Source organism: Nonomuraea jiangxiensis (assembly GCF_900099965.1).
Classification (GTDB): Bacteria; Actinomycetota; Actinomycetes; order Streptosporangiales; family Streptosporangiaceae; genus Nonomuraea; species Nonomuraea jiangxiensis.
Genome location: NZ_FNDJ01000007.1, coordinates 274560 through 292690 on the forward strand (window position 1 = coordinate 274560; position 18131 = coordinate 292690).

The 18131-nt window shown below is 72.0% G+C and carries 16 protein-coding genes and 1 pseudogene; 6 read left to right on the forward strand and 11 right to left on the reverse strand.

Annotated features, from left to right (window positions below):
* Positions 1-291 precede the first annotated feature (291 nt).
* From BLS95_RS17760 to BLS95_RS17785, 6 genes are read left to right on the forward strand one after another with little or no spacing between them, the layout of a single operon-like run.
* On the forward strand, positions 292-1590 hold the full coding sequence (locus tag BLS95_RS17760) for a Wzz/FepE/Etk N-terminal domain-containing protein (protein WP_090932527.1): 1299 nt from the start codon (positions 292-294) through the stop codon (positions 1588-1590).
* Entirely contained in the window at positions 1587-2885 is a 1299-nt protein-coding gene (locus BLS95_RS17765) for a hypothetical protein (RefSeq protein WP_090932529.1), read from the forward strand. Before BLS95_RS17760 ends, BLS95_RS17765 begins: the two co-directional genes overlap by 4 nt.
* Positions 2882-3778: a hypothetical protein gene (locus tag BLS95_RS17770; RefSeq protein WP_090932531.1), complete on the forward strand. Its 897-nt coding sequence runs from the start codon at positions 2882-2884 to the stop codon at positions 3776-3778. Before BLS95_RS17765 ends, BLS95_RS17770 begins: the two co-directional genes overlap by 4 nt.
* The gene (locus BLS95_RS17775) at positions 3775-4629 is read left to right on the forward strand and encodes a sulfotransferase domain-containing protein (RefSeq protein ID WP_245765115.1); all 855 of its coding nucleotides are present in this window, start codon (positions 3775-3777) and stop codon (positions 4627-4629) included. Before BLS95_RS17770 ends, BLS95_RS17775 begins: the two co-directional genes overlap by 4 nt.
* Positions 4617-5897 carry a lipopolysaccharide biosynthesis protein gene (locus BLS95_RS17780; RefSeq protein ID WP_090932533.1) on the forward strand — a complete coding sequence of 427 codons (1281 nt, stop codon included), beginning with the start codon at positions 4617-4619 and terminating at the stop codon, positions 5895-5897. Before BLS95_RS17775 ends, BLS95_RS17780 begins: the two co-directional genes overlap by 13 nt.
* Positions 5894-6808: a sulfotransferase gene (locus BLS95_RS17785; protein WP_090932534.1), complete on the forward strand. Its 915-nt coding sequence runs from the start codon at positions 5894-5896 to the stop codon at positions 6806-6808. Before BLS95_RS17780 ends, BLS95_RS17785 begins: the two co-directional genes overlap by 4 nt.
* Positions 6809-6883: 75 nt before the next feature.
* On the opposite strand, the pseudogene BLS95_RS59035 reads toward BLS95_RS17785, so the two are convergent.
* The 11 genes and pseudogenes from BLS95_RS59035 to glmU all read right to left on the reverse strand — a co-directional run.
* Positions 6884-7708 (reverse strand): annotated as a pseudogene (locus tag BLS95_RS59035) (WecB/TagA/CpsF family glycosyltransferase); the annotation flags it as partial.
* An 11-nt stretch (positions 7709-7719) separates the two neighbouring features.
* Positions 7720-8640: a glycosyltransferase family 2 protein gene (locus tag BLS95_RS17795; protein WP_090932778.1), complete on the reverse strand. Its 921-nt coding sequence runs from the start codon at positions 8638-8640 to the stop codon at positions 7720-7722.
* Positions 8637-9536, reverse strand: coding sequence for a sulfotransferase (locus tag BLS95_RS17800; RefSeq protein ID WP_245765116.1), 900 nt, complete (start codon positions 9534-9536; stop codon positions 8637-8639). Before BLS95_RS17800 ends, BLS95_RS17795 begins: the two co-directional genes overlap by 4 nt.
* A gap of 92 nt (positions 9537-9628) precedes the next feature.
* Complete coding sequence (gene cysN / locus BLS95_RS17805) at positions 9629-10891, reverse strand: sulfate adenylyltransferase subunit CysN (RefSeq protein WP_090932536.1); 1263 nt, start codon at positions 10889-10891, stop codon at positions 9629-9631.
* Entirely contained in the window at positions 10891-11805 is a 915-nt protein-coding gene (gene cysD / locus BLS95_RS17810; protein WP_090932538.1) for a sulfate adenylyltransferase subunit CysD, read from the reverse strand. The genes cysN and cysD overlap by 1 nt, the downstream gene beginning before the upstream one ends.
* A 19-nt stretch (positions 11806-11824) precedes the next feature.
* Positions 11825-12664 carry a 3'(2'),5'-bisphosphate nucleotidase CysQ gene (locus BLS95_RS17815; RefSeq protein WP_176993242.1) on the reverse strand — a complete coding sequence of 280 codons (840 nt, stop codon included), beginning with the start codon at positions 12662-12664 and terminating at the stop codon, positions 11825-11827.
* Positions 12664-14103, reverse strand: coding sequence for a sugar transferase (locus BLS95_RS17820; RefSeq protein WP_090932542.1), 1440 nt, complete (start codon positions 14101-14103; stop codon positions 12664-12666). The genes BLS95_RS17815 and BLS95_RS17820 overlap by 1 nt, the downstream gene beginning before the upstream one ends.
* Before the next feature lie 114 nt (positions 14104-14217).
* Positions 14218-14802 carry an aminoacyl-tRNA hydrolase gene (gene pth, locus BLS95_RS17825; protein WP_090932544.1) on the reverse strand — a complete coding sequence of 195 codons (585 nt, stop codon included), beginning with the start codon at positions 14800-14802 and terminating at the stop codon, positions 14218-14220.
* A 63-nt stretch (positions 14803-14865) separates the two neighbouring features.
* The gene (locus BLS95_RS17830) at positions 14866-15483 is read right to left on the reverse strand and encodes a 50S ribosomal protein L25/general stress protein Ctc (protein ID WP_090932546.1); all 618 of its coding nucleotides are present in this window, start codon (positions 15481-15483) and stop codon (positions 14866-14868) included.
* 137 nt (positions 15484-15620) lie between these two features.
* On the reverse strand, positions 15621-16598 hold the full coding sequence (locus BLS95_RS17835; RefSeq protein ID WP_090932547.1) for a ribose-phosphate diphosphokinase: 978 nt from the start codon (positions 16596-16598) through the stop codon (positions 15621-15623).
* Between the two features lie 64 nt (positions 16599-16662).
* The gene (glmU, locus tag BLS95_RS17840) at positions 16663-18114 is read right to left on the reverse strand and encodes a bifunctional UDP-N-acetylglucosamine diphosphorylase/glucosamine-1-phosphate N-acetyltransferase GlmU (protein WP_090932549.1); all 1452 of its coding nucleotides are present in this window, start codon (positions 18112-18114) and stop codon (positions 16663-16665) included.
* Positions 18115-18131 lie beyond the last annotated feature (17 nt).

The following is an 18131-nucleotide window of genomic DNA, read 5'->3' on the forward strand; positions in this document are numbered from 1 at the left end:
TAGCGGAATGTGAAATTCCCCGTAGCTGCAAAGCCTTCCAACCCCCTCGTCGAATGACCCCCGCCTATCAAACCTGAACCTTGCCATGTGATTCCTGGAACTTCAGCCAGTGTGGGAGTCTCCCCAGCTCATGACGGCTCCAGACCGCCAGAATTTCCTGATATTTCGCTTTAAGGCGAGACGCTTTTCCGGCTGTACTGAAAAAATCTTGTGTATTGCCCCAGCGAATTGACCGGCCGCCCTATAGTGAGCGAGCACCCCGGCACGTGACGAATCCAGGAGAACTCCCCCATGAGCTCCGGCACGGACCTGGACGAGCACCTCGCCCTGCTGCGCAGACGGTGGCTGGTCCTCCTGGGCTGCGTCGTGTTCGGCGGCACGGCGGGGCTGGCGCTGATGCGCCTGACGCCGCCCGCCTACACCGCGACCACCCAGGTGCTCGTCATGCCGGTCGGCGGGCAGGAGCCGGGCAACCAGGTGACCGCCCGCCAGCGCGAGCCGCTCAACCTCGACACCGAGGCCCAGATCGCGCGCTCGGCCGTGGTCGCGGCGCGGGCGGCCAAGGCGCTCGGAGGCGGCGCGCCCGAGCCCGCCGAGGTCTCGGTGCCGCCCAACTCGTCGGTGTTGTGGATCTCGGTGACGGCCGCCGAACCGGCCGGCGCGGCGGCCCGATCCCGCGCGTACGCGGAGGCCTACCTGGCCAACCGCCGCGAGTCGACGCTGACCGCGATGGCCGAGCAGCAGCAGGCCGTGCTGGCCAAGCTCAGGCAGGTCAACGCGGCGATCGACCTGGTGATCAAGCAGCTGGGCGGACTGCCCAGGGGCAGCGCCGAGCACACCATCGCCACCCAGCGCCAGGGTGTGCTCAACCGGCAGGCCGCCACCCTCGCGCTGAAGTACGACGCGCTGCGGACGGTCGCGGTCACCCCCGGCACGATCATCAGCCAGGCCACCCCGCCCACCGGGCCCAGCTCGCCCAGCCTGCCGCTCTACCTCGGCACCGGGCTGATGACCGGGCTGCTCGCCGGCTCGGCCGCCGCCTACGCCCGCGACCGGCTCGACCGGCGGCTGCGCACGGCCGCCGACGTCGAGCGGCTGACCGGCCTGCGGGTGCTGGCCGACCTGTCGGGCCCGCGCGGGCCGGGCGTGCTGCACGACCTGGCCTGCGCCGTGGTCGCCGCCTGCGAGGGGGCCACCGTCCGGCGGCGGCTGCTGGTCAAGGCGCTGCCCTCCGACCTGTACGCGTCGTCGCTGGCCGAGCCGCTGTCCGTCAGCGCGCCGCTGTCGGTGCTCGACGGCTCCGACGTACGCGATCTGGCCAGGGCGGACGCCGCGCTGCTGCTCGTGGGGCTGGGCCGGGTCACCTCGACCGAGGTCGCCACCGCCGCGCGCGGGCTGGCCCAGCACGACGTGCCGGTCGTCGGCGTGGTGACGGCGACCGACGCGGTGCCCTCGTTCGTACCGCTGATGGAGCCGCACACCTCGCTCGGCAAGCTCGTCGCGACCGGCGAGCTGGAGGTGAGCGTGTCCGCCGAGACCACGCCCATGCACGCGCTGCACCGCCGCCGGCGGCCCCGCAATCCGACGTGAGAGGTCCCGCGTGGCCCATCGGGGCGCTGCTGGTCGGCTATCCGCTCTGGTGGGCGCTCGGATTCGGCGGCCTGTCGGTGATCGTGCTCGCGGTGCCGATGGCGGTGGTGCTGTGGCGGCGCAGGCCTGTCAGGGTGCCGCGCGGGCTCGGGCTGTGGGCGCTGCTGCTGGCCGGCTATCTGGTGAGCGCGCTGATGCTGGGCGAGTCGCCGCCCGGCACGTACGGCGACCTCGGGCCCGGCCGGATGATCGGCTACGTCATGCGGCTGGCGCTCTACGTGGCCGTCCTGGTCATGGTGCTCTACCTGGGCAACCTGACCGAACGCGAGCTGCCGCAGCTCCGGCTCGTCCGGATGCTGGGGGTGCTGTTCGTCACCACGGTCGCCGGCGGGCTGCTCGGCGTGTTCTTCCCGGGCTTCGCCTTCACCTCACCGGTGGAGCTGCTGCTGCCCGACTGGCTGGCGGGCAACTCGTTCGTACAGAACCTCATCCACCCCACCGCCGCCCAGACCCAGAAGGTGCTCGGCTTCTCCCTGCCGAGGCCGGAGGCGCCGTTCGAGTGGGCGAACGCGTGGGGCAGCAACGTGTCGGTGCTGGTGGTCTGGTTCGTGGTCGGCTGGTGGGTGTACGGCGGGCGGCGGCAGAAGGTCTTCGTGGCCGTCTCCCTCGCGCTGGCCGCGATCCCCGTCGTCTACTCGCTCAACCGCGGCCTGTGGATCGGCCTCGGCCTGGCCGTGCTCTACCTGATCGTCCGGGTGGGCGGGCGGACCAGGGTCGTGTTGTGCGGGGCGGTGGCGGTGGGGGCGCTGGCGTTCGCGCTCAGCCCGCTGGCCTCCCTGGTCACACAGCGGCTGGACAAACCGCACTCCAACGACATCAGGGCCTTCACCGTGACGGCCACCCTCGCGGCGGCGACCCACTCGCCGGTCATCGGCTACGGCAACACCCGCAACGCCCTGGGCAACCACCGCACGATCACCACGGGCAGGACCCAGTGGTGCGAGGGGTGCGGGCATCCGCCGCTGGGCAGCGACGGGCAACTCTGGCTGCTGATCATCACGCAGGGGTTCACCGGGGCGGCGCTCTACGTGGCGTTCTTCCTGGGGGCGATCCGCCGCCACTGGCGGGACCGCAGCCCGGTGGGGCTGGCCGGGGTGCTGGTGATGGGGCTCGTCCTGCTCTACATGTTCGTCTACGACGGGCTGGTCACGCCGCTCAGCCTCTATCTCATCTCGTTCGCCCTGCTGTGGCGGAACTCGCCGCGGAGTGACACCTGCCTTCGGAGTGACCCATGAACGACGCCGCCGTCCGGCTCGGATATCTCGCGGAGACCGTACGGCTGCTGTATCCGGGGTCGGGCTCGCCCCGGGCGTACACGGTGCTGCCGCACGCGGCCGTGCCCCGGCGGCTGGCGCCGCGGCGCTGGTGGCATCCCTGGCCCGGGGTCGTGGTGCCGGTCGAGGGGTCGATCGCGGCGCATCTGAGCGAGGTGTTCCAGCGCCCGGTCGAGACCGTCGTCCACGTACGGCCGGCGTTGCGGGCCAACCGGAAGCCCATTCTGGAGGCCCGGTCCGGCGGGCGGCGGCTGGCCTTCGTGAAGATCGGCGACAGCCCGCGCGCCCGCGACCTGATCACCGCGGAGGCGGCGGCCCTGCGCAGGCTGGCCGGCCTGCCGCTGGAGACGGTGGTCGTGCCCCGGGTGCTGCACCACGGGTCCTGGCGGGGGCTCGCGGTGCTGGCCCTGTCGCCGCTGCCGGTACGCCGCCGCCGGGTGCCGCGCCCGCTGCTCGTCGAGGCGATCAAGGAGATCGCGGGCACCGGTGGGTCAAGCCCCGCCTGGCACGGTGACCTCGCCCCGTGGAACATGTGCCCGTCCCGCGACGGCCGGGTGCTGGTGTGGGACTGGGAGCGGTACGAGGTCGGCGTCCCCTACGGCTTCGACGCCGTACACCACTTCTTCCAGCGGGCGCTGCGGCGGATGGACCCGCCGCTGGCGGCGCGGGCGTGCCTGGCTCAGGCCATCCGGGAGCTCGCGCCGCTGGGCGTGTCCGGGGCGGCGGCCAGGCAGACCGCGCTGCGCTACCTGATCGCGCTGGCCGACCGGCACGCCGCCGACGGCCACGAGCCGCTCGGACCGCCGGAGTCCTGGCTCAACCCGGTCGCCGACCACGAGGAGTCGCTCACGTGAGAACGGCCAAACGGACGCTGCTGTCGGCGTCGCGGACGATGGGACGGCTGTCCGCCCGGGCGCGGTTGCTGCCGTCCTTCCTGATCGCGGGGGCGCAGCGGTGCGGCACCACCTCGCTCTACCGGGCGCTGGCCCAGCACCCGCTGCTGCTCAAACCGTTGCTGCACAAGGGGGTGCACTACTTCGACGTCGGCTACGCGCACGGGCTGCCCTGGTATCAGGCCCACTTCCCGCTGCGGGCGAGCGCGGCACTGCTCGCCCACAGGTACGGCACCGGGGCGCTCGCCTTCGAGTCCGCCCCCTACTACCTGTTCCATCCACTGGCCGGGGAGCGGATCGCGGCCGACCTGCCGGGGGTGAAGCTGATCGTGCTGGTCCGGGACCCGGTGGCGCGCGCCTGCTCCGCCCACGCCCACGAGCTGGCCAGGGGCTTCGAGACGGAGTCCCACTTCGAGTACGCGGTGGAGCTGGAGGCGCGGCGGCTGGCCGGGGCTGAGGAGCTGTTGCGCGCGGAGCCCCACGCCCTGCACCACTCGCACCGCCATCACGGTTACCTGGCACGCGGCCGGTACGCCGACCAGCTCGACCGGCTGGAGCCGCTGATCGGCCGGGAGCGCATCCTGGTGCTGGACAGCCACCGGTTCTTCGCCGAGCCGGAGCCGGTCTATGACCGGGTGCTGGAGTTCCTGGGGGTGCCCCATCTGGGCTATCCGGAGTTCGAGCGGCACAACCGCCGGGCCCTGCCGCGGCCGATGCCCCAGGGGCTGGAGCGGGCGCTCAGGAACCACTTCGAGTCCTACGACGCGCGGCTGACGCGGTGGCTGGATGGTGAGCCCTCGTGGCGGCGGTGACCGGCGTGCTGGGGCGCAAGGGGGTCGCCGGGGTCAGCGGGGCGGTGGCCGGCGCGGGGCTGCAGTTCGCGCTGGTGGTGGTCGTGACCAGGGCGTTCCCTCCCGCGGACGCCGGGGCGTTCTTCACCGCGACCGCGCTGGCGCTGATGGTGGCGGGGGTCGCGAAGCTGGACGCGGGGAACGGGCTCGTGTACTTCATCGCGCGGGCGAGGACGTATGGGTACATCGGCATTTCCGGATATATCCGGGCGGCCGTGGTGCCGTGCGCGGTGGTGGCCTGCGCCGCCGGAGCGGTGCTGTATCCCCGGCTGGGGCCGCTGGCCGTGGCGCTGCCGGTCATCGTGGTGGGGGACGTCCTGCTGGCGGCCACGCGGGGGTTCGGGACCGTGCGGCCCACCGTGCTGCTGGACGGGATGGCGGTGCCCGGGTGCCAGCTCGCACTGGTCGCCATGGTGGCCTGGGCGGCGGCGCGCGGCGAGGTGTCGGGTGCCGGGGTCGTCGGGTGGCTGGCGTTCGCGTGGGCGGCGCCGTACGCGGTGGTGCCGGTGCTGGCGGCGGCTGCGCTGCACGGGCGGGTGCCGCGCGGGCGTTACCTGCCGGGGACGGCGCGGGATCTGTGGCGGTACACCGCTCCCCGGTCGGTCGCGGGGGCGGTCCAGGCGGTGTTCCAGCGGGTGGACATCGTGATCGTCGCGCTGCTCGCCGGGCCGGCGCAGGCCGCCGTCTACACGGCCGCCACCCGGTTCAAGGTGGTGGGGCAGCTGGCCAACCAGGGGCTGGCGCAGGCCGTACAGGCTCGGCTGGTCAGGGCGCTGGCCTGCGGGGAGGCGGGGCTGGCCAGGGAGCTGTACCAGACCGCCACGCTCTGGCTGGTGCTGCTGACGTGGCCGGTGTGGCTGGCCTACGCCGCGCTGGCGCCCGTGGTGCTGCGGGTGTTCGGCCCCTCGTACGGCTCCGCGGCGCCGGTGGCGCTCGTACTGGCCGGGACGATGATGGTGGCCACCGCCTGCGGGATGGTGGACGTCGTGCTGACGGCGGCCGGGCACACCGGCATGAGCCTGCTCAACCTGCTGGCCGCCGTGGCCTGCACCCTGGTCCTGGACGTGACCCTGATCCCCGCCTACGGGGCGCTCGGGGCGGTCATCGGCTGGTCGGGCGGCGTGGTCGTGAAGAACCTGCTCCCCCTGTGGCAGTTGCACCGCCGCTATCGCCTGCACCCGTTCGGCCGCCACACCCTAACGGCCCTGCGCCTGCGGGCGGCGGCATGAGCGAGGAGCGGGTCCCCGTGCTGGTGACCGGGCTGCCGCGCAGCGGCACGAGCTGGACCGGCCGGATGCTGGCCGCCGGTGGCGACCTGGTCTACGTCAACGAACCCCTCAACCCCGAGCACCCGCCCGGTCGCTGCCCCGGAGTGCTCAAAGTCCCGGTGACCCACAGATTCCAGTACATCTGCGACGACAACGCCACCTCCTGGCTGCCCGCCTTCCGGGACACGGTGGCGCTGCGTTACCGCTGGCTCGCCGAGCTGCGCGCCAACCACTCCCCGTACGACCTGGCCCGTCTCCTCCGCTACGGCACCGCCTTCGCCCTCGGCCGGCTGGCGGGGCGGCGCGCCCTGCTGGACGACCCGTTCGCGGTGCTGAGCGCGGGCTGGTTCGCCGCGCGGCTGGGGTGCCGGGTGATCGCGCTGGTACGCGACCCGGTGTCGTTCGTGGCGAGCTGGCGGCGGCTGGGCTGGACGGTCTACTTCCACGAGCTGCTGGAGCAGCCGCTGCTGGTGCGCGACCATCCGGAGCTGCTGGAGCTGCGGGCCCTCGTCGGCTCCCAGGACCACGTGGCCAAGGCCGCCGCCCTGTGGCGGGCGACCCGCGCGATCCTGGCCCGCACCCCCGGCATCCTGCTCACCTCGTACGAGTCTCTGGCCGCCGACCCCCTCCCCGGCTTCCAGCGCCTGTACGCCTACGCCGGCCTCCCCTGGACGCCGGCCGCCGAACGCCGCATCACCCTGGCCTGCACGGACCCGCCGGGCTCAGCCCTCGTCGCGGCGAGGACGGGCTTCACCTGGTCCGGCCTGTCCCGCACGGCCTACCGCCGCATGGACTCCCGCCGTGCCCTGGACCACGCCACCCACGGTCTGACCCCGGCCGAGGTCACCCGCGTCCGCGCCCTCACCGCCTGACTCCGGCCGGCCGAGCCGTGCGGCCAGGCAGCCGCCCAGCAGGCGGGCCGCGAACGGCAGATCGTCCAGCAGATAGCGCCGCGCCAGCCGCCTCGGCTCGGTGGCCAGCCGGAAGAGCCATTCCAGCCCGGCCCCGCGCAGCCACTCCGGCGCCCTGGGGACGGCGCCCGCCGCGAAGCCGAGCGCCGCCCCGCAGCCGAGGAACCACGTGCCCGGCAGCTCGTCCCGCAGCCCGGCCACCAGCCGGTCCTGCCGGGGGAACCCGAGCCCGGCGAACACCAGCTTCGGCCGCGCCGCGACCACCCTCGCCCGGACGCGCTCGATCCCCTCCCGGGTGGCGTCGAAGCCGTAGGGCGGCGCGTGCACGCCGCACACCCGCAGCCGTGGGTGGCGGGCGGTGAGCCGGTCGGCGGCCTTGAGCGCCACGCCCGGGGGGCCGCCGAGCAGGTAGACGGGCCAGCCGCGCCGGGCGGCCAGCTCGCTGAGCGACCAGAGGAGATCGGCCCCCGTGACCCGGCCGGGCAGGGGGGTGCCGAGCAGCCTGGCCGCCCACACCAGCGGCATCCCGTCGGCCACCACGAGGTCGGCGGCGCACACGAGCTCTCTGAGCGCGGGGTCGGTGGCGGCGGCCCGGCAGATGTCGACGTTCGGGGTGACGATGCGCCCGCCCCGGCCCGCCGCCAGCTCTGCGGCCACCCGCTGGACGGCCTCGGCCTCGGTGAGCGCGTCGACGCCCACGCCGCCCACCCAAACCCGCCGGGCGGGGGCGGGCCATCCGGACAGCGGGGCGACCCACGCTTCCGCAGCGACCGGTGCGAGCTCGGCCGCTGCGGGCGCGGACCCGTCCACTATGTCAGCGACCCCCACCGCTCCGGGAGGGGAGGCGGACACCGTTGTCACATCGGGTGGGGTCAAATGCCGTGCCCCCGGTTGTGCAGGGCCGAGAGCACCGTGGGTGCGGAGATCAGCCCGGCGGCGACCGCCAGGGCGATCGGGGCGCGCGGTTCGGCGAAGCGGGCCCTGAGCGCGCGGGCGGCCCAGCGGGCGGCCTCGCGCCGGTGCCCGAGTGCCGCGTGGCCGAAGGCCAGCTGGCCGTAGACCCGCGCCGCGCCGCGTCGGTCCACGGCCAGTTCCGGGTGCCGGTCGAGCATCCACCCGAGCCCGGCAATACGATCCGCCCATCGGGTGACATAGTGGGACCCGCCCCACCGGACCCGGACGAGCGGCCGGTCGACGTGCACGATGGGGCGGCGCCGGGCGGCGCGCAGGGCCAAGTCCCAGTCCTCGTTCTGGCCGGCGGGCGCGCTCTCGTCGGCCCACAACCCGCCGCGCTCGAACACGAACGTCGAGGAGTGCACCATCACCATCCGGGAACGGACCAGGTCCTCCACGGTCACGGCCGAGACCCCGGCGAGCCTCGGCACGCGGCGGCACCCGTACTCCACCTCGATGCCGCAACTGGCGAACTCGCCGCCGCCCTCCAACGCCCGCACCTGCGCGGAGAGTTTGCCCGGCAGCCAGACGTCGTCGTCGTCGCAGAAGGCGACGAGATCGGTGTCGCAGGCGGCGATGCCGGTGTTGCGCGCCCCGGGGAGCCCGGCGGTGAGCGTGTTGGGCAGGACACGAACCGTGTGGCGGGCCCCGATGACGACCCCGGCCACCTGCTCGGCCACCTGCTCGACAATGGGGGCGGCCGCGGGCGGCGTGTCCACCACCACGACCGCGGAGAGCCTGCCCGGGTAGTCCTGGGCCAGCACCGCCGCCACCGCCTCGCGAAGCTGGGCGGGGCGGTCGCCACGGGTGGGTACGACGACGCCGACGGACCGGGTCACGCCACCGCCCCCGAGTAGCCGTATCTGGCCCTGAGCGGCCACGTGAGGGCGTCCACCACCCGCCGGTCCCGCCCGGGCAGCCCCGACCGCCACGAGTCGTCCCGGCGCAGCTCCACCCATCCCACACGGAATCGCATCGGATTGCCGGAGGCGGTGTGGGAGCGGCCCAGCCACACCGTGCGCCCGTCGACGAACGGCAGCTCCGGCACCTCCAGCCCGAGCGTCCTGGCCAGCTCCAGAAGCGTGGGCCCCGGGGCGGCGACGAGGTCCTCGTAGCGGACCCTGGTCACCTGCCCGCCCCGGTCGGAAAGCAGCTCGATGGCGGCGTTCTGGGCGGTCCAGTGGACCGCCGTACGGGCCGGGCCCCAGCGTGTCATGGGCTGCCCGTCCTCGGGCCGGCGCACGGTCCTGCCCCAGGAGTGGGCGACCGCGCGCGGGTCCCTGACCACGTGCACGATCCGCAGGTCCATCCCGCTCTCCAGCAGGCAGCAGGCCAGCGACGCGTGCTTGCTGGAGTCGATCACCACCCGGGCGTCCACGGCCTCGTACAGGCGGCGGTGGGCCTGCGCGTATTCGGCCAGGTCGGGATGGGCGATCCGGGCGATCCTGCGGGTGCGGTCGACGCGGCGCCGCAGCGTCAGGATCCGCTCGGCCAGGGGCCGGGTCCATCCGCCGAACGCGCGCTCCCCGATCCGGCGCCAGAAGGCGCAGGAGGGGAACGCCACGCCGCATCCGCAGGGCTCCTCCGAGATGACCCCCCTCTCCCAGAGGTGGGTCACCTCCCCGAGCGCCACCACGCCGGGAACCTCGCCGAGGAGCCTTTCCAGCAGGGTGGTGCCGCTGCGGCCGAGACCGCCCAGATAGATCACTCGGGCGGTGGTTACACGATCATTCACGGAGGAGGGCTTTCGCGTGGGCGTACACCGAACGCGAAGAACCTAGCGCGGAGAGTAATCAACCGGTCACGGAACGACCAAAAGATCTACCTTCAGCTCGCGTCGAGGACCATGCCGGCGCCGACCGTGCCGTTGGTGGCCTCGTCCACCAGGATGAAACCGCCGGTCTGCCGGTTGCGGGCGTAGTCGTCCACGAACAGCGGCTGCGTGATCCGCAGCGACACCCGGCCGATCTCGTTGAGGCCGAGCGAGGTGGCCTCCTCGTCCCGGTGCAGGGTGTTGACGTCGAGCCGGTAGTGCAGGTCGCGTACGAGGGCGCGGGCCGTACGGGTGGTGTGCTTGATCGACAGCTTGGAACGCGGCGTCAGCTTGATCCCGTCGGCCATCCAGCAGACCATCGCCTCCAGCTCCTGCGCGACGTGCGGCTGGTTGTTGGGCCGGGCGATCATGTCGCCGCGCGAGATGTCGATGTCGTCCTCGAAACGCAGCGTCACCGACATGGGCGGGAACGCCTCCTCCACGGGCCCGTCGAACGTGTCGATCGAGGCGATCCGCGTGGTCAGCCCAGAGGGCAGGTGCACGACCTCGTCACCGGGCTTGAGCACGCCGCCCGCGACCTGGCCCGCGTAGCCGCGGTAGTCGTGGAAGGCGTGATCGTTGGCCCGCTGGGGGCGGATGACGTACTGGACGGGGAAGCGCACGTCGGTCAGGTTGCGGTCGGAGGCGATGTGCACGTTCTCCAGGTGGTGCAGCAGCGACGTGCCGAGGTACCAGGGCGTGTTCTGCGAGCGCGAGACCACGTTGTCGCCGTTGAGCGCGGAGATCGGGATGAAGGTGAGGTCGGAGACGTTGAGCTTGGAGGCGAACGCGGTGAACTCCTCCCTGATCTCCTCGAAGCGCTCCTGGGAGTAGTCGACCAGGTCCATCTTGTTGACCGCCAGCACCAGGTGCGGCACACGCAGCAGCGAGGTCAGGAACGCGTGCCTGCGCGACTGCTCCAGCACGCCCTTGCGGGCGTCGATGAGGATGATCGCCAGGTCGGCGGTGGAGGCGCCGGTGACCATGTTGCGGGTGTACTGGATGTGGCCGGGCGTGTCGGCGATGATGAACTTGCGGCGCGGCGTCGCGAAATATCGGTACGCCACGTCGATCGTGATCCCCTGCTCCCGCTCCGCCCGCAGGCCGTCGGTCAGCAGCGACAGGTCGGTGTATTCGGTGCCCCGGTCGCGCGAGGTGCGCTCGACCGCCTCCAGCTGGTCCTCGAAGATCGCCTTGGAGTCGTAGAGCAACCGTCCGATGAGGGTGGACTTGCCGTCGTCGACGCTCCCCGCAGTGGCAAAGCGAAGAATGTCCATTAGAAGTAACCCTCTCGCTTCCGATCCTCCATGGCCGCCTCGGACGAGCGGTCGTCGGCCCTGGTGGCCCCGCGCTCGGTGATCCGGGTGGCCGCGATCTCCTCGATGATCTCCTCGACCGTGGCGGCCGGGGACTGCACGGCGCCCGTGCAGGTCATGTCGCCCACGGTGCGGTAGCGCACCACCGCCTCGAACAGCGGCTCGTCGTCCCCCCGCTGCACGACCTCCGAGTCGGGCAGCAGCATGCCGTCGCGCTCGAACACCTTGCGGGTGTGGGCGAAGTAGATCGACGGGATCTCGATGCCCTCGCGCCGGATGTAGTCCCAGACGTCGAGCTCGGTCCAGTTGGACAGCGGGAAGACGCGGATGTGCTCGCCCTTGCGGATGCGGGCGTTGTAGAGGCTCCACAACTCGGGGCGCTGGTTCTTCGGGTCCCACTGCCCGAAGTCGTCGCGGAAGGAGAACACCCGCTCCTTGGCCCTGGCCTTCTCCTCGTCCCGCCGGGCGCCGCCGAAGACCGCGTCGAACTCGTGCTCCTCGATCGCGTCGAGCAGCGTCGTGGTCTGCAGCCGGTTGCGCGAGGCGCGGCGCCCGGTCTCCTCGACGACCCTGCCCTGGTCGATGGAGTCCTGCACGCTGGCCACGATCAGCCGCGCGCCCAGCTCAACGGAGCGGCGGTCGCGGAACTCGATGACCTCTTTGAAGTTGTGCCCCGTGTCGACGTGCATGAGCGGGAACGGGATGGCCGCCGGCCAGAACGCCTTCTCCGCGAGGCGGAGCATGACGATCGAGTCCTTGCCCCCGGAGAAGAGCAAACAGGGACGCTCGAACTCGGCGGCCACCTCGCGCATGATGTGGATGGCCTCGGCTTCGAGCACGTCGAGCTGCGACGTCGTGTAGTCGCGCTGGAGCATGGGAGCTTTCCTCCGGCGGTTAGCGATGCAGGTCCCGAATCCCGGCGAGCAGCGATGCCGCCAGCTCCGGTAGGGAAACAAGGATATCCGGTAGTGACGGGTCGGCCTGGTTGTAGACCAGCTCGGAGCCGTCGATGCGGCTCGCGTGAGCCCCGGCGGCCAGCGCCACGGCGACCGGCGCGGCGGAGTCCCACTCGTACTGGCCGCCGGCGTGCACGTAGGCCTCGACCTCTCCGGTGAGCACGGCGGAGATCTTGGCCCCGGCCGACCCGATCGGCACCAGGTCGGCGCCGACGAGATAGGCGAGTTTCTGGACGAACTCGGGCGGCCTGGTGCGGCTCACCGCGATCCGGAAGCGCCCTCCGTCGTAGGTGGGCCGCTTGGGCGGGTCGGCCGTGGTCAGCGTGCGGCCCTGGGCGGGCAGCGCCACGGCGCCCGCCGCCAGCCTGCCCCGCTCCCACAGCGCCACGTGCACGGCCCAGTCGGAGCGCCCCTCCGCTGGGCTTGTGGTCGCGCTCCCTTCGGCCCCGTCCTGGTCACGCAAGCCGCCGCTTCCGGGGCCGGCTCGCCGCTCCGAGAACTCGCGGGTGCCGTCCAGCGGGTCGACGATCCACACCCGGTCCGCGCTGAGCCGGCGCGGATCGAGCCGCTCCTCGCGGGTGGCCTCCTCGGAGAGGATGCTGTCACTCGGCCGCAGCCTGGCCAGCGACTCCATCAGGAAGACGTGGGAGGACCGGTCGCCCTCGGCCCGCAGCGCGGACGGGTCACCGAATCCCATGCGGTCGCGAACCCGCAGCAGTCTCTCCCCTGCCTCGGTCGCCAGGTCGGCGGCCACGGCGTGGTCGTCGCGAATCGTCATCAATAAGCTCCTTGCCCACGGGCGACGGCCGACCAAGTCTTCCACAGGATCTGGAGATCCATCGTCAGAGACCAGTTCTCCACGTAACGCAGGTCCAGGCGGACGGATTCCTCCCACGATAGGTCAGATCTGCCGCTCACCTGCCACAGCCCGGTCAGCCCCGGGCGTACGAGGAGCCGTCGGCGCACGTCGTCGCCGTAGCGCGCGACCTCCTCCGGCAGCGGGGGCCGGGGGCCCACCAGGGACATGTGGCCGCGTACGACGTTGATGAGCTGGGGCAGCTCGTCGAGCGAGTGCCGGCGCATGAAGGTGCCGAGCGGCGTGACCCGCGGATCGTTCCGGATCTTGAACAGCACCCCGGCGCGGTCGCTGACCAGGGTGATCCTCTGCTGTTCGGAGCCGCGGCGCATGGTACGGAACTTCACGATCGTGAAGAGCGTGCCGTCCTTGCCCACCCTGGTCTGCCGGAACAGCGCCGGCCCGGGGCTCGTCATGCGCACGGCGACCGCCAGCCCCGCCAGCAGCGGCGCCAGCAGCACCAGCAGCCCGGCGGCGACCAGCCGGTCGAAGACGTTCTTCACGAGCTGCCTGGCCCCGGCCAGCTCGGGATGCTCCACGTGCAGCAGCGGCAGCCCGGCGGCCGGTCTGATCATGATGCGCGGCCCGGCCACGTCCATCAGCGCGGGGGCGACCACCAGTTCGGTGAACGTGCGCTCCAGCCGCCAGGCCAGCCGCCGCAGCGCCTGGCCGTCCATCTCGGGGCAGGCCAGCACGGCGACGGTGTCGGCGGCGTACTGGTCGGCCACGATCGGCACGTCGCTGAGGTCGCCCGCCACGGGCACGCCGCCCACGTGCTCGCCGGCCGCGCCGCCGGGCAGGCAGGCGGCCACGACCTCCATGCCGTGGTAGCGCTCCCTGCGGAAGAGCTGCACCAGCTCGGCGATCGAGGTCAGGTGGCCGACCGCGACCACGCGGCGCATGCACTCGCCCCGCGCCCTGCGCCGGTGCAGGGCGCGGCGCAGGCCGTATCGGAAGATCAGGGTGAGCAGCGTGACGAGCGGCAGGGCGAGCACGACGTAGCCGCGCGCGACGTCGGTCTTGGTGAGGTAGGAGCCGATGGCGGTGCCCGCGATGAGCGCCACGCCCACCTGCATGACCCGGCGGAACTCCTCGGAGCCGACACCCAGCATGCGCGGCTCGTAGGCCCGGTTGAGCGCCACCGCGCAACACCACACCACCGGCAGCGCCAGGCTGACCAGCAAGTACGGCAGCACGTACGGAGTGAGCCCGCCGAACCGCACCCAGAAGGCGGCGCAGGACCCGATGCCCGCCCCGCACAGGTCGGCCAGCACCGCACGCAGGCGGTAGGAGTGGACCCAGGCAGGCGTACGCGGGCTCACCCGCCGGGACGCGGCCGGCCCGGAGCCGGCAACGGTCATCAGTCCGCGGGCTTCACCGCGCACGCGCGCCTCCGGGTGACCATTCCTGAACGGACAGTCACTGATCGTAGTCGCGGGAAAGCCCGCGAACCGGCGAACGGCTCTATGTGGTGATCAGCGTGGAGGGCCCGATATGTGCAGATCAGCCCGGTGGAACTCGTTCTGGGTGACTTCCAGGCCGCGGGTCATCAGCGACTCCACCACGTCGGCCGCCCGGTCGACCAGGAAGGGCAGGTCCTTGCGCTCCATGGTGGCGAAGTCCCGCAGCACGTAGGCGGCGGGGTCCATGCGGCCGGGCGGGCGCCCGATGCCGAAGCGGATCCGCAGGTAGTCGCGGGTGCCGAGGACCTTGGTGATCGACTTGAGGCCGTTGTGGCCGTTGTCGCCGCCGCCGAGCTTGGCCCGCAGCGCGCCGTAGGGGATGTCGAGCTCGTCGTGGACGACGATCAGCCGGTCCGGGGTGATCTTGTAGAAGTCGGAGAGCGCCTTGACGGGGCCGCCCGACAGGTTCATGTAGGTCAGGGGTTTGGCCAGGATCGCCTCGCGTGTCTCGCAGACCTCGGCCCTGCTCTTGTGCGCCTTGAACCGCCCGCCGGCCCTGCCGGCCAGCTCGTCGAGCACCATGAAGCCCGCGTTGTGCCTGTTGCCCGCGTATTCCGGGCCCGGATTGCCCAGTCCGGCGATCAGCCAGCGATCCATCTGCACCCCTTACCGCGGAACGGGGCGGCACCGCGTGGGCCGCCCCGTTCACCGGAGAACGTGTTATTCGGCGGGGGCCTCTGCGGCCTCGGCCACGGGGGCGGCCTCGCCCTCGGCGCCCTCTTCCTCGGCGGCCGGAGCCTCGACCGGCTTGTTGATGACGTGGAGGACCACGACCTCGGGGTCGGCGATCAGCGAGGTGCCCTGCGGGAGCCGGAGCTGGCCGGCGGTGATCGCGGTGCCGATCTCCAGGCCCTCGACGTCGACCTCGACGCCGGTCGGGATGTGGGTGGCCTCGGCCTCCACGGCGATGGAGACGAGCTGCTGGTCGAGCAGGCCCTCGGGGTTGACGTCGCCGACGGTGGTCACCGGGATCTCGACGGTGACCTTCTCGCCGCGCCGGACCAGGAGCAGGTCGACGTGCTCGACGAAGCCCTTGATCGGGTCGCGCTGGACGCCCTTGGGCAGGGCCAGCTCGTCGACGCCGTCACCCTGGAGGCGGATCAGCACGTTGGGCGTGCGCAGGGCGAGCAGCACCTCGTGGCCGGGCAGGGTGAGGTGCTTGGGGTCGATGCCGTGCCCGTAGAGAACGGCGGGCACCTTGTCGTCGCGGCGGATCTTGCGGGCGGCGCCCTTGCCGAACGTGGTGCGCGGCTCTGCGGCGATACGTACTTCGGACACGACATCTCCTAGGGATGCTCGGGGTTCGGTTTCGGCTGAGCGCTCACCCTCACCCGCCCTAGCGGAAGGCGTTACGAGCGCAACCCCGTCAGTCTACTGTGCCGTCCGGCGGGCTCCGGCCGGACGGCCGGGACGGCTCAGGTGTCGCCCTCGAACAGGCTCGTGACCGAGCCGTCGTTGAACACCTCCGTGATCGCGCGGGCGATGAGCGGCGCGATGGACAGCACGGTCAGCTTGTCGAACCGGTTGGCCTGCGCGAGCGGCAGCGTGTTGGTGACGATGACCTCGGAGATCCGCGAGTTCTTCAGCCGGTCGACCGCGGGGTCGGAGAAGACCGCGTGCGTGGCGGCGGCCAGCACGTTGGTGGCGCCCTGCTCGTAGAGGGCGTCGGCGGCCTTGCAGATCGTGCCCGCGGTGTCGATCATGTCGTCGATCAGCACGCAGGTGCGGCCGCGCACCTTGCCGACGACCTCGTTGACCTTCACGGAGTTGGCCACGTCGAGGTCGCGCCGCTTGTGGATGAACGCCAGCGGCGTGCCGAGCGTGTCCGCCCAGCGCTCCGACAGGCGCACGCGGCCGGTGTCGGGCGAGACGACGGTGGTGTTCTCCAGGTCGAGCTTGTCCTTGAGGTAGCTCTCCAGCACCGGCATGGCGAACAGGTGGTCCACCGGGCCGTCGAAGAAGCCCTGGATCTGCGAGGTGTGCAGGTCGATCGACATGAGCCGGTCGGCGCCGGCGGTCTTGAACAGGTCGGCCATCAGCCGGGCCGTGATCGGCTCGCGGCCGCGGCCCTTCTTGTCCTGGCGGGCGTAGCCGAAGAACGGCATGACCACGGTGATGCGCTTGGCGGAGGCCCGCTTCAGCGCGTCGACCATGATCAGTTGCTCCATGATCCACTTGTTGATCGGCCCGGTGTGGCTCTGGATCACGAAGGCGTCGCAGCCGCGTACGGACTCCAGATAGCGGGCGTAGATCTCGCCGTTGGCGAAGTCGATCAGTTTGGTGGGGGTGAGTGAGACGCCGACGTGCGCGGCGACCTCATCGGCCAGTTCGGGGTAGGCCCGGCCCGAGAAGAGCATCAGGTTCTTCTCGCCCGGCTGCTTGATGCTGGTCATGAGACCTCCTTCGGCGGTCCCGTGACCGTGGTGCTGAACTTCGTGATGACCTCGACGAGCTCGGTCATGATTCCTTCTCCTGCTGTGCTTGCTCGTCCAGCGCCCGCTGGGCGGCCGCGGCCGACTTGGTCCCCGCGCGCCTGCGCAGGACCCATTTCTCGATGTTGCGCTGCCGGGCCCGCGCCACGCCGATCGCACCCGGCGGGACGTCGTCGACGATCACCGAGCCGGCCGCCGTGTGGGCGCCCTCTTTGACCGTCACCGGGGCGATCAGCATGGTGTCGCAGCCGACGAACGCGCCGTCGCGCACGATCGTGTGGTTCTTGTTGACCCCGTCGTAGTTGACGAAGATGGTGGAGGCGCCGATGTTGACGTCGTCGCCGATCGTGGCGTCGCCCGCGTAGGTCAGGTGCGGCACCTTGGAGCGCTCGCCGACCTGGGCGTTCTTCATCTCGACGAACGTGCCGGCCTTGGACCTGCGGCCGAGCACGGTGCCGGGGCGGAGGTAGGCATAGGGGCCGACGTTGGCCTCGGGGCCGATCTCGGCGCTGTCGCAGACGGCGTTGCGGACGACCGCGTCCTCGCCGACGCGCGTGTCGGTCAGCGTCGTGGCGGGGCCCACCTCGGCGCCGCTCTCGATGACGGTGCTGCCGTGGAGCTGGGTGCCGGGATGGATGACCGCGTCGGCGGCGATCTTCACTCCGACGTCGATCCAGGTGCTGGCCGGGTCGATGATCGTGACCCCGGCGCGCATGTGGGCCTCCAGGAGGCGGTCGTTCAGCACCCTGCGGGCGGCGGCCAGTTGCACGCGGTCGTTGACGCCCTCGACCTCGACGAAGTCCGCGGCCACGCAGGCGCCGACCCGGTGGCCGTCGCCGCGCAGGATGGCCAGGACGTCGGTGAGGTATTCCTCACCCTGCGCGTTGTCGGTGGACACGCGCTTGACCGCGTCGGCCAGCAGCGGGCCGTCGAAGGCGTAGATGCCGGAGTTCATCTCCCTGATGGCGCGCTGCTCGGCGCTGGCGTCCTTCTCCTCGACGATCTCCAGCACGGCGCCCGCCTCGTCACGCACGATCCGGCCGTAGCCGGTCGGGTCGGGCACCTCGGCCGTGAGCACGGTGACCGCGTTGCCCTCGGTGGCGTGCCGTTCGAGCAGGTGGGCGAGGGTCTGGGTGCGGAGCAGCGGCACGTCCGCGTAGGTGACGAGGATCGTGCCGGAGATCGTGCCGACCTCTTCGAGCACCGTGCGCACGGCGTGGCCGGTGCCACGCTGCTCATGCTGGACGACGGGGCGGGCGTCCGGGCTGGTGGCGGCCAGATGGCCGCCGACCCGCTCCAGCGCGTGGCCGATGACGACTATGAGCCGCTCGGGACCGAGGTCGCGGGCGGCCGAGAGCATGTGGTCGACCAACGCGCGGCCACATAGCTCGTGCAGGACTTTCGGGGTCTGGCTCTTCATCCGGGTGCCCTCGCCCGCGGCGAGGACGATGACGGCTGCCGGGCGCGGCACACTCACGGACTGAGGCTCCCTGT